This window comes from Kitasatospora sp. NPDC043949 (assembly GCF_056435365.1).
In genome coordinates this window covers 63,184-73,483 of sequence record NZ_JBWKEQ010000025.1, presented here as the reverse complement: position 1 = coordinate 73,483, position 10,300 = coordinate 63,184, and the positions used below count along the sequence as shown (strand labels likewise).

At 74.4% G+C, this 10,300-nt stretch carries 11 protein-coding genes, 1 tRNA gene and 2 pseudogenes; 5 read left to right on the top strand and 9 right to left on the bottom strand.

What is annotated here, in order from left to right; translation table 11 throughout:
- Positions 1-126: 126 nt before the first annotated feature.
- The 3 genes and pseudogenes from AC07AL_RS21485 to AC07AL_RS21475 form a co-directional block, all read left to right on the top strand.
- A pseudogene (locus AC07AL_RS21485) lies at positions 127-379 on the top strand (ATP dependent DNA ligase); the annotation flags it as partial.
- A 259-nt stretch (positions 380-638) separates the two neighbouring features.
- Positions 639-857 carry a ferredoxin gene (locus AC07AL_RS21480; RefSeq protein ID WP_359896573.1) on the top strand — a complete coding sequence of 73 codons (219 nt, stop codon included), beginning with the start codon at positions 639-641 and terminating at the stop codon, positions 855-857.
- 93 nt (positions 858-950) lie between these two features.
- Positions 951-2,156, top strand: coding sequence for a cytochrome P450 (locus tag AC07AL_RS21475; RefSeq protein ID WP_363585350.1), 1,206 nt, complete (start codon positions 951-953; stop codon positions 2,154-2,156).
- Positions 2,157-2,210: 54 nt separating this feature from the next.
- Here the strand turns inward: AC07AL_RS21475 and AC07AL_RS21470 are convergent.
- Positions 2,211-2,573 (bottom strand): annotated as a pseudogene (locus AC07AL_RS21470) (transposase); the annotation flags it as partial.
- On the opposite strand from AC07AL_RS21470, the gene AC07AL_RS21465 reads away from it, so the two are divergent.
- Complete coding sequence (locus AC07AL_RS21465) at positions 2,494-2,754, top strand: hypothetical protein (RefSeq protein ID WP_363585410.1); 261 nt, start codon at positions 2,494-2,496, stop codon at positions 2,752-2,754. The pseudogene AC07AL_RS21470 and the gene AC07AL_RS21465 sit on opposite strands and share 80 nt — an antisense overlap.
- Before the next feature lie 259 nt (positions 2,755-3,013).
- On the opposite strand, the gene AC07AL_RS21460 is transcribed toward AC07AL_RS21465, so the two are convergent.
- From AC07AL_RS21460 to AC07AL_RS21425, 8 genes are all read right to left on the bottom strand, one after another.
- Positions 3,014-3,087 (bottom strand) — tRNA-Ala (locus AC07AL_RS21460).
- Between the two features lie 82 nt (positions 3,088-3,169).
- The gene (sepX, locus tag AC07AL_RS21455) at positions 3,170-4,312 is read right to left on the bottom strand and encodes a divisome protein SepX/GlpR (RefSeq protein ID WP_363585351.1); all 1,143 of its coding nucleotides are present in this window, start codon (positions 4,310-4,312) and stop codon (positions 3,170-3,172) included.
- Between the two features lie 149 nt (positions 4,313-4,461).
- The gene (locus tag AC07AL_RS21450) at positions 4,462-5,046 is read right to left on the bottom strand and encodes a GNAT family N-acetyltransferase (RefSeq protein WP_400809521.1); all 585 of its coding nucleotides are present in this window, start codon (positions 5,044-5,046) and stop codon (positions 4,462-4,464) included.
- Between the two features lie 38 nt (positions 5,047-5,084).
- Positions 5,085-5,588 (bottom strand): MogA/MoaB family molybdenum cofactor biosynthesis protein, encoded by a 504-nt coding sequence (locus AC07AL_RS21445; protein WP_363585352.1) that lies wholly within the window; start codon positions 5,586-5,588, stop codon positions 5,085-5,087.
- 38 nt (positions 5,589-5,626) lie between these two features.
- A complete protein-coding gene (gene moaC, locus AC07AL_RS21440; RefSeq protein ID WP_363585407.1) occupies positions 5,627-6,067 on the bottom strand; it encodes a cyclic pyranopterin monophosphate synthase MoaC in 441 nt (146 codons plus the stop codon).
- A gap of 153 nt (positions 6,068-6,220) precedes the next feature.
- Positions 6,221-7,561 carry a molybdotransferase-like divisome protein Glp gene (glp, locus tag AC07AL_RS21435; protein WP_363585353.1) on the bottom strand — a complete coding sequence of 447 codons (1,341 nt, stop codon included), beginning with the start codon at positions 7,559-7,561 and terminating at the stop codon, positions 6,221-6,223.
- A gap of 25 nt (positions 7,562-7,586) precedes the next feature.
- A complete protein-coding gene (gene galU / locus AC07AL_RS21430) occupies positions 7,587-8,507 on the bottom strand; it encodes a UTP--glucose-1-phosphate uridylyltransferase GalU (protein ID WP_363585354.1) in 921 nt (306 codons plus the stop codon).
- 50 nt (positions 8,508-8,557) lie between these two features.
- Positions 8,558-9,469, bottom strand: a complete 912-nt coding sequence (locus tag AC07AL_RS21425) for a GGDEF domain-containing protein (RefSeq protein ID WP_363585355.1) — start codon at positions 9,467-9,469, stop codon at positions 8,558-8,560.
- 101 nt (positions 9,470-9,570) lie between these two features.
- Between AC07AL_RS21425 and AC07AL_RS21420 the strand changes: the two genes are divergently transcribed.
- Positions 9,571-10,146 (top strand): 5-formyltetrahydrofolate cyclo-ligase, encoded by a 576-nt coding sequence (locus AC07AL_RS21420; RefSeq protein WP_363585356.1) that lies wholly within the window; start codon positions 9,571-9,573, stop codon positions 10,144-10,146.
- Positions 10,147-10,300 lie beyond the last annotated feature (154 nt).

Here is a 10,300-nt window from a genome sequence, read left to right as displayed (position 1 = left end):
ATCCTCTCCCGCCCTTTCTTCCTTCCCCTCTCCTTTCCCCCCCCCCTCCCCCTCCCCCCCCCCCCCGCCCCCCCCCCCCCCCCGAGCCCCTCCCCCCCCCCCCCCCCCCCCGCCGAGCCGGGGCTCGGCCCGTGGGTGATGCTCGGCAAGACCTTCAAGGGGCTGACCGAGCGGACGCTCGCCTGGCAGACCGCCGAGTTGCTCGCCCGGGAGACCGGGCGGGACGCCCGGACGGTGCCGGTCCGGCCGGAACTGGTCGTCGAGGTCGCCTTCGACGGCCTCCAGCGCGGCCCCCGCTACCCCGCCGGGCTGGCCCTGCGGTTCACCCCGGGTGGTGCGCTACCGGCCGGACAAGAGCGCCGCCGAGGCCGACACGGTGGCCTCCGCACGGGAGTTGGCCACCGCCGAAGGCTCTTGTGAGGCCGTCCGCGCGGCCTGGTCCGCCGACCCGTCCGGCGAAGTACCGCCGGTTGAAACGCATTGCGCCGCAATGGGGGTTCACACACAGGGGCCGAGTCAGCCATTCTCGATCCGGCCACCGTACCCCTCCGTGAACGGACCAGCGACGGCTAGGTTGACCGTGACAACGAGAGGCGGCCGCCGGGCAGCCGGCGCCGCCCTGGCGAAAGGTGCCCGACATGCAGGTGAGCGTCGACCGGGACCGTTGCTGTAGCTCCGGCATGTGCGTGATGAACGCCCCCGCGGTCTTCGACCAGGACGACCGGGACAGTCTCGTGAGACTCCGTCAGACCGTCCTGCTGCCCGAGCAGTTCGACGACGTCAGACTCGCCTCCGAGCTCTGTCCGGGCCGGGCGATCACCGTCACCGGGGACGAGCCCGCGCGGACCGGGGCCTGACGGACCCCCGCCGCCGGCCCCGCAGGCCGCGCCGGGAACCTTCCCGGGCCCCGAACCCCACGAGAACACCCGCGACGTGAGGAGACCCCCGCCTTGACCACCGCATCCACCACCCCCGTCCTCCCGCTGCCGGCCCGGCACTCCGGTGGCTGCCCGTTCGGCCCGCCGCCCGCGTACTCCGAGGCCGCCGCCACCGGGCCGGTGACCAGAGCCGAGCTGCCCGACGGCGACCTCTGCTGGCTGGTCACCGGCTTCGCCGAGGTCCGCACCGTGCTGTCCGACCGCCGGTTCAGTGCCGACATCCGCCACCCGACCTTCCCGCTGCTGGTCGCCGGCGCTCGCGAGCTGATCACCGACAATCCGGACTTCCTGCGGCTGGACGACCCCGAGCACGCCCGCCAGCGCCGCATGATCACCGGGGAATTCCTGGTCAAGCGGGTGGAGGCGCTGCGCCCGGAGATCCAGCGGATTGTGGACGAGGCACTGGACCGGATGACCGCGGGCCGGACCACGGCCGACCTGGTCACCGACTTCGCGCTGCCGGTGCCCTCGCTGGTGATCTGCCTGCTGCTCGGCGTGCCGTACGAGGACCACGACCGCTTCCAGAACCTGAGCCGCACGATGCTCAGCCGGGAGAGCACCGTGGAGCAGCTCCGGGAGGCCCAGGAGGAGGTCCGGGACTACCTTCGCGACCTGACGGCCCGCAAGCGCGCACAACCGGAGGACGATGCCCTCAGCCGACTCGCGGCGCGGGACGACCTGACCCCGGACGACGTGGCCGGCATGGGCGTGCTGCTGCTGGTCGCCGGGCACGAGACGACCGCGAACATGATCTCGCTGTCGACCGCGCTGCTGCTGGAGCACCCCGAGCAGATCCCCGGCCTGGCCGACCCGGCCACCCTGCCGGGCGCGGTGGAGGAGCTGTTGCGGCTGCTGACCATCGTGCACACCGGCCTGCCCCGGGTGGCGCTGGAGGACGTGGAGCTGGGCGGCGTCACCGTCCGGGCCGGGGAGGGCGTGATGGCGATGCTCTCCACCGCCAACCGGGACGAGGCGGTGTTCGGCGGCGCCGGCCATCGGGCGACGGACGAGCTGGACCTGGACCGGGACGCCCGGCGGCACCTGGCGTTCGGCTTCGGCGTACACCAGTGCCTGGGCCAGCCGCTGGCCCGCGCCGAACTCCAGATCGCCCTGGAGACGCTGTTCCGCCGGCTGCCGGGGCTGCGGCTGACCGGCGAGCGCGAGTTCCGTACCGAGTCGTTCATCTACGGGATGCGGTCACTGCCCGTGGCCTGGTGAGCGGGGCCCAATGGAGAACTCTCGCTGGAGTACCAGGCAAAGCTGTCCGGGCGATCATGCGCGGAGCCAGATGACGAGAGCGGCTGCGGTGACGGTGCCGAGGTAGACGTATCCGCGCTTGTCGTATCGGGTTGCGACCGCTCGGGCGTGCTTGAGCTTGTTGATGGCCCGTTCGACGGTGTTGCGCTTCTTGTACCGCTTCTCGTCGAAGGCCGGTGGGCACCCGCCGCGTGAGCCTTTGCGCAGGCGGGCGGCCTGACCGTCCGCCTTCTCCGGGATCGTGTGCCGGATGCCGCGCCTGCGCAGGCAGGCGCGGCACGGGCCGCTGCTGTAGGCCTTGTCGGCGGCCACGCTGTCGGGCGTCTTCCGGGGCCTGCCCGGCCCTGTCCGCGGGACACGGATCTTCTCCAGTACCGGCGGACGCGTCGCCCAAGCGGTCCTGCTCGCCCTGATGGTCTTCATGATCGACCTGTTGACCATCCAGGACCGGCTCCGCACCAGCAGCCCCGGGCTGACAGCGGCGAACAGCATCGAGGACTACGACGGCCTCACGCCCGCCCCCGCAGACTTCAACGGCCTGCCCCCGCCGCACAGCTGACGAACAACTCGCAGACACCCCGAAGTGGCCTACCCCACAAAGCCGTTGGCCCGCCGCTCGACGGCGGCTTCCGCACGACCGCAACAGCTCAGCCGACCCCGAGAAAGCCCGCGCAGTCGCGTGATCTACGTCACGAAGCCCCATCGCCATCGCACGCCGCCTCGAACAGACCCGCCCAAAGCAGAAATCCCGCCCGACCGAATCGGTCGAGCGGGATCTCGTGACCACTCACGAATCAGACTCGTGAACAGTCGTTGGGTGGAGCTGAGGGGATTCGAACCCCTGACCCCCTCGATGCGAACGAGGTGCGCTACCGGACTGCGCCACAGCCCCAACGAGAAGAAACTCTAGCACCTTCCGGAGGGGGGCCGTGACCACCCCCGGCGATGCGGCGCTGGTCCGGGGGCCGGGGAGGTCACTCGTTGGCCGCGCGGGGGCGGGCCTCCGGGGCCGACGGTTCGGCGTACTGGTCGAACAGCGGGGTGTTGCGGGCGGACTCGGCGGGGCGGCCCGCGGTCCAGGTGCCGGGGGCCGTCAGGTCGAGACCGCGGGAGACCCGGGGGGCGACCGGCGCCGTGACGTACGTCGGCAGCGGGACGGGCACCGGCTCCCAGGAGTCCGGGCCGGCCGCGCCGCGCTCGCGCATGCCGTCGACCCACTCCTCGTGCTCGGTCGCCTCGGCCACCGCGGAGGCGGACGGCGCGGAGACGGCGGCCTCGCCGGGGTCGGCGGCCAGCCGCAGATGCGGGCGGCGCCCGGCCCGCCCCTCGGCGGCCGGGGCCTGGGCACGAACCGGGGCCTGGGCCCGGACGTGGGCCTGGGTGTGGACCTGGGTGTGAGCCTGGGTGTCAACGGCCTCGGCCGGGACGCTCCGGGCCGCGGCGCGCTGCTGCTCGCGCTTGCGCAGCCGCTCGGCCGCCTGGGCGGCCCGGGCGCGGTCGAGCTTCACCTCGTAGCGCTGGCGCTCCAGCTTGCGCAGGTGGCCGATGTACAGGGTGAGGAGGATCGCCGGGACGGCCGGGACCCAGAGGAAGGCCAGTCCGGCCACCGCCGCGACCACGGCGCCGAGCGCGAAGGCCAGGAAGAGGGCGGTGACCATCCGACGCCGGCGGGCCAGCAGCCGGGCCCGGCGCTGCGCCCCGCCGTGCGGCGCGGAGCCCGGACGCTCTCCCCGGGCGCCCCGCTCGGGCGAGGACGAGGATGCGGGCGAGGACGCGGACGCGGACGCGGGCACCGGCGCGGGCGGAGGCTCGACGGAGGGCGGGGACTCGGGCCCCACGGCGGGCGGCGCGGAGTCCGCCGCGGGGTCGCCGGAGGCGGCCCCGTCCCGTCCGGGAGGGCCGTCGCTGCTGTGCTCGTCGTCACGCGGTTCGTCGCCCAGGGCCCGGGCTGCCCGCCGCTCCAGCCCCGAACGCCCGGCCAGCAGGCGGATGGCGGTGCTGAAGCGCTCCGTCGGGCGCGCCTCGTTGAGTTCGTCCTGCCTGCGGAGCCACATCGGCACCAGATAGGCGGCCCAGGCCCCTACGATGACGGCGTAGATAAGGCCGCTACTGCTCACGATCCACACCGTACGGGCGCCGGGAAGGCCTGGCAGCAATTTGGCTCGGCGTGTCGTGTGATCAAGCTGATTCTCCGACTATTTTGCCGGTATTTGTGCCAGTCCGCCGTCGCGACGATGCCATATCGATATTTGTTTCGAACATATATTCAATTACTTGACTCGCGACCTGAACTGATCGACCGCCAGCGTTCCAGCATCCCCTCCGGCACCTCCTCGGCGGTCAGCGCGTACACCAGGTGGTCCTGCCAGGCGCCGTCGATGTGGAGATAGCGCGGGCGGATTCCCTCCGAGCGGAAGCCGAGCTTTTCCACCACCCGGCGGCTCGGGCCGTTCTCCGGGCGGATGCAGACCTCGATCCGGTGCAGGCCGAGGGTGCGGAAGCAGTGGTTGACGGAAAGCGCCACGGCCGTCGGCATGATGCCCCGGCCGGCCACCGCCTCGTCGATCCAGTACCCGACGTTCGCCGAGCACATCGAGCCCCAGGTGATGCCGCCCACGGTCAGCTGGCCGACCAGCTGGCCCTTGTAGAGCACGACGAAGGGCAGCATCCGCCCGGCCGAGCCCTCACCGCGCAGGAAGCGCACCATCTGCCGGAACGTCGGGCGCGGCCCGGCGGCCTGCCCGGCCGGACCGGGCGGGACGGTCGCCTCCCAGCGGCGCAGCCAGTCCCGGTTGCGGAGGCTGACCTCCTGCCACTCGCGCTGGTCGCGGGCCCGGATCGGGCGCAGCACGACCTCCCCCTCGTGGAGTTCTACCGGCCAACCGGCGTTCAGTGCGTTCTCCCGGAAGCTGGTGCGTCCGGCCGGGGGTGGTCCCCGCCGCCGAGCTGGTCGATGGCGTGGACGAGCAGCGGTTCGAGGACGGCCAGGCCGTCCTTGACGCCGCCGGTCGAGCCCGGCAGGTTGACGATCAGGGTACGTCCGGCGAGCCCGGCCAGCCCGCGGGAGAGCGCCGAGGTCGGCACCTTCTCCCGGCCGTACGCGCGGATGGACTCGGCGATGCCGGGGACCTGCCGGTCGATCACCCGGGCGGTCATCTCCGGGGTGAGGTCCGTCGGCGAGATGCCGGTACCGCCGGTGGTGAGCACGACGTCGTAGCCGGCCGCGACGGCCTCGCGCAGGACGGCCTCCACCGGCTCGCCGTCCGGGACGACCCGGGGGCCGTCGGCGGTGAAGCCCATCGCGGTCAGGCCGGCCACCAGCAGCGGGCCGCCCCTGTCCTCGTAGACGCCGGCCGAGGCCCGGTTGGACACGGTGACCGCAAGGGCCCTCATCCGTCCGGACCCCTCGGTGGTGAGCTCGCTCCGCCCGTTCACTCGCCCGCCTCCGGCGCGAACCAGTCGCCGCTCTTGCCGCCGGTCTTGCTGAGCACCCGGACGGACTCGATGGCAGCGCCCTTGTCCACGGCCTTGACCATGTCGATGACGGTGAGGCCGGCCACCGCGACGGCGGTCAGCGCCTCCATCTCGACGCCGGTGCGGTCGGCGGTCCTCACGGTGGCGGTGATCTCGACGGCGTCGTCCGCGACCGTGAGGTCCACCGTGACGCCGGAGACGGCGATGGGGTGGCAGAGCGGGATCAGGTCGGGGGTCTTCTTGGCGCCCATGATCCCGGCGATCCGGGCCACCGCGAGGGCGTCGCCCTTGGGCACGCCCTCGCCGCGCAGCAGCTCGACCACCTTCGGGGAGACCCGGACCCGGCCGGCCGCGACGGCGGTGCGCGCGGTGGTGGCCTTCTCGGAGACGTCGACCATCCGGGCCGCGCCCTGGTCGTCGACATGGGTGAGGCGGTCGCCGGGGGGAGGTGTCGTCACGGGTGGCTCCAGGGGCACGCAGGTCGAATACCGCGCTACCGTACAGCTCCCCCGCCACACCCCGTGGGAGGGGCCTGGTCCGCGAGACATGTCCTAGGAACCGAGCAGGACCACGTCGACCTCGCTGCCGGCGGGCAGGGCGGTGACGGCCTCGGGGACGGTGATCAGGCAGTTCGCCCGGGCCAGGGCGCCCACCAGGTGCGACTCGGCGCCGCCCACCGGCTCGACGGTGCCGTCCGCCGCCGAGTAGCGGCCGCGCAGGAACTGCCGGCGGCCGGCCGGGGAGCGCAGCGCCGCCGGGCAGAGCGCGCGGACCACCGGGCGGTGGACGTCGGCGGCGCCGAGCATGGTGCGGATGACCGGGCGGACGAACAGCTCGAAGGAGATGTAGGCGCTGACCGGGTTGCCGGGCAGGGCGAGCAGCGGCACGCCGGCCGGGCCGCCGATCCGGCCGAAGCCCTGCGGCTTGCCGGGCTGCATCCGCAGCCTGCGGAAGTCGACGCCGCCGTAGGACTCGAAGACCTCCTTGACCACGTCGTACGCGCCGACGCTGACCCCGCCGCTGGTGACGATCAGGTCCGCCCGGCCGAGCTGGTCCTCCAGGACGGCGCGCAGCCGGTCGGCCTGGTCCGGGACGGCGCCGACCCGGTAGGCGATGGCGCCGGCGTCCTGGGCGGCCGCGGTGAGGGTGAAGCTGTTGGAGTCGGAGATCTGCCCGGGGCCGACCGGCTCGCCGGGCTGGACCAGCTCGCTGCCGGTGGACAGCACTACGACCCGGGGGCGCGGGCGGACCCTGACGGTGGCGCGGCCGATCGCGGCGAGCAGGCCGAGCTGGGTGGGGCCGAGCCGGGTGCCGGCCCCCAGGACCTTGGTGCCGGCCGCGACGTCGCTGCCGCGGTGGCGGATGTGGGCGCCCTCGGCGACCGGGCGCAGGACGCGGACCTCCTCGTCCTCGACGGGCGCGGTCATCGCGTCGGCGGGCACCCCGGTGCCGGTGCCGCCGTCGGTCCACTCGACCGGGGCGACGGCCTGGGCGCCGGGCGGGACGGGGGCGCCGGTCATGATCCGGGCGGCCTGGCCGGGCCCGACCCGGGGCAGTTCGCCCGCGCCGGCCGCGATGTCGCCGACGACGGCGAGCACCGAGGGGTACGGGTCGGTGGCGCCGGCGGTGTCGGCGGTGCGCACGGCGTAGCCGTCCATCGAGCTGTTGTCGAAGGGCGGCAGGTCACCGTCGGCGAGGACGTCCTCGTCGAGCCGGCAGCCCTGGGCGTCGAGCAGTTGCAGCTCGATGGCGGGCAGCGGGCCGACCGCGGCCAGGACGTCGGAGAGGTGTTCGTCCACCGTCCAGAGGCGGGGGGCCGCCGGTGCCGGGTCCGTGGTTCCGTCGCAGCAGGCTGCGGCGGATCCGGTGGTGTGTTGGGTGGACCCGGTCATCGGCGGCTCGCTCTCTGTCGTCGTGTCAGTCCTGCAGCTCGGAGGCGACGAACTCGCGCAGCCAGGAGCGGAACTCCGGGCCGAGGTCCTCGCGCTCGGAGGCCAGTCGGACGATAGCGCGCAGGTAGTCCGCGCGGTCGCCGGTGTCGTAGCGGCGGCCCTTGAAGAGCACGCCGTGGACCTGGCCGCCGGCCTCCGGCTCGCGGGTGGTCAGCTCGCGCAGGGCGTCGGTGAGCTGGATCTCGCCGCCGCGGCCGGGCGGGGTCTCCCGCAGCACGTCGAAGACCAGCGGGTCGAGGACGTAGCGGCCGATGACGGCGTAGTTCGAGGGGGCCTCGTTCGTCTCGGGCTTCTCGACCAGGTCGGTCACCTGGAAGACGTCCTCGCCGAAGCCGTTCGCCTTGACGGCGGCGCAGCCGTAGAGGTGGATCTGGGAGGGGTCGACCTCCATGAGGGCGACGACCGAGCCGCCGAGCTCCTGCTGGACCTCGATCATGCGGGCGAGCAGCGGGTCGCGCGGGTCGATCAGGTCGTCGCCGAGGAGGACGGCGAAGGGCTGGCCTGCCACGTGCTGCTCGGCGACCGAGACGGCGTGGCCGAGGCCCTTCGGGTCGCCCTGGCGGACGTAGTGCATGTTGGCCAGCTCGACGGATTCGCGGACCCGGCGCAGGCGGTCCTCGTCGCCCTTGCGGGCGAGCAGCTCCTCCAGCTCGTAGGCGCGGTCGAAGTGGTCCTCCAGGGCCCGCTTGTTACGGCCGGTGACCATCAGTATGTCGGACAGCCCCGCGGAGGAGGCCTCCTCGACGACGTACTGGATGGCCGGCTTGTCGACGACGGGCAGCATCTCCTTCGGAGTGGCCTTGGTTGCCGGGAGGAAGCGGGTGCCCAGTCCGGCCGCGGGTACCACGGCCTTGGTTACCGGGATTCGGGAGTTGGTCGTCGTCATGCGTTTACCTTACTCAGGCACGTTTTCGCCCGGCCGGGCGCGGTCGACGGCTAGGACAGCACGTCGCGGGGCCCGGCCACGGCGGCAGGCGTATGGGAATTGACCGGCTGGGCGAGGGGGTCCCCGCCGGCACAGGGCGACAGACTACCCGGCTTTCCCGAACGGTCACGCTCGGCAGTCGCGTTGGGCTGCGCACCGGCGGCGGGCGGGGCGGCCGGCCGCGCCGCCGACCGGTCGCCGGGGCCCGGGCGGACCCGCCAGCAGTCGCCGCCGGCCGACCTGGCCTCGGCGAGCGCGCGGTCGGCGGCGCGCAGCAGCACGGCGGCGTGGGTGCCGTCCTCGGGCAGCACGGCGACGCCGACGGCGGCGGTGAGGCCGTTGCCGTGGGCCGGGCGGGACTCGCGCGGGCCGGAGGACCAGTCGAGCAGCAGGTGCCGGCGGACCGACCAGACCAGGCGCTCGGCGACCTGCGCGGCGCCCTCGGCGCCGGTGTCCGGCAGCACCACCAGGAACTCCTCTCCGCTGTAGCGGCCGAGGGTGTCGGAACGGCGGATCTCCATCGCCAGCCGCTGGGCGAGGTCGCGCAGCACCGCGCCGGCGCGGCCGCGGCCGTGCTCGGCGACGACCGCGTCGAAGCCGGTGATCTCCAGCAGCAGCACGGCCAGCGGGCGCGGCCCTTCGGGCTGGTCGGTCCGCTCGGCGCGGCGGGCGCGCTCGATCTCGCGGTCCAGGGTGAGCTGCAGGTGGCGGTAGTTCCACACGCCGGTGAGCGGGTCGCAGGAGGCGGTGCGCTCCAGGTCGGCGCAGCGGGTCTCCAGTTCGGCGATCCGCTCGCGCAGCCGTTCCTGCCGGGCGGCGGCTTCGGCGCCGCCCCGGCGCAGCCGAAGCCCGAGCACGGTGGCGCCGGCCAGCGCGGGGGCGCTGAGCACGGCCAGGGCCTGGACCAGCAGCGGGGTGGACAATCGCGGCGCCCTTTCGCGTGTCAGGCTCTGCGCGTCGATGGCGCCGGCCGGCGGGACCGGTCGGCGGCACGGCTCGACGGCACAGAGTTGCGGAGGATCCGATGCACAACGAGAAGAGCGATCTGAGGACACGGCTGTTGACCCGGCGCCGCGCGCTCTCCGCCGAGGGGCGCGCGGAGGCCGCGCTCGCGCTGGCCGGGCACGCCGGGGAGCTGGCGGCGCCGGGCGCCACCGTGGCCGCGTACGTGTCGGTGGGCGCCGAGCCCGGGACCAGGCCGTTGCTGGACGCGCTGCGGGCGCGCGGGGTACGGGTGCTGCTGCCGGTACTGCTGCCCGACAACGACCTGGACTGGGCCGCCTACCGGGGCCCGCAGGAGCTGGCCCCGGCCGGACGCGGGCTGCTGGAGCCGGTCGGCCCTCGGCTCGGCCCGGAGGCGGTCACGGAGGCCTCCGTGGTGCTGCTGCCGGGCCTGGCGGTGGACCGGCGGGGGCTGCGGCTGGGCCGCGGCGGCGGCAGCTACGACCGGGTGCTGGCCCGGCTGGGGCGGGCGGGCGCGCGGCCGGTGCTGGCGGTTCTGCTCTACGAGCACGAGCTGCTGGACGAGGTGCCGGCCGAACCGCACGACCGCCCGGTGGACCTGGCGGTCACGCCCGCCGGGCTGCGGAGGCTGGGGTGAGACGGCGGCGGGGGGGGGGGGGGGGGGGGGGGGGGGGGGGGGGGGGGGGGGGGGGGGGGGGGGGGGGGGGGGGGGGGGGGGGGGGGGGGGGGGGTGGGGTGGGGGGGGGGGGGGGGGGGGGGCCAGGTGGTCCGGGCCGCATCGTGCACCTGTG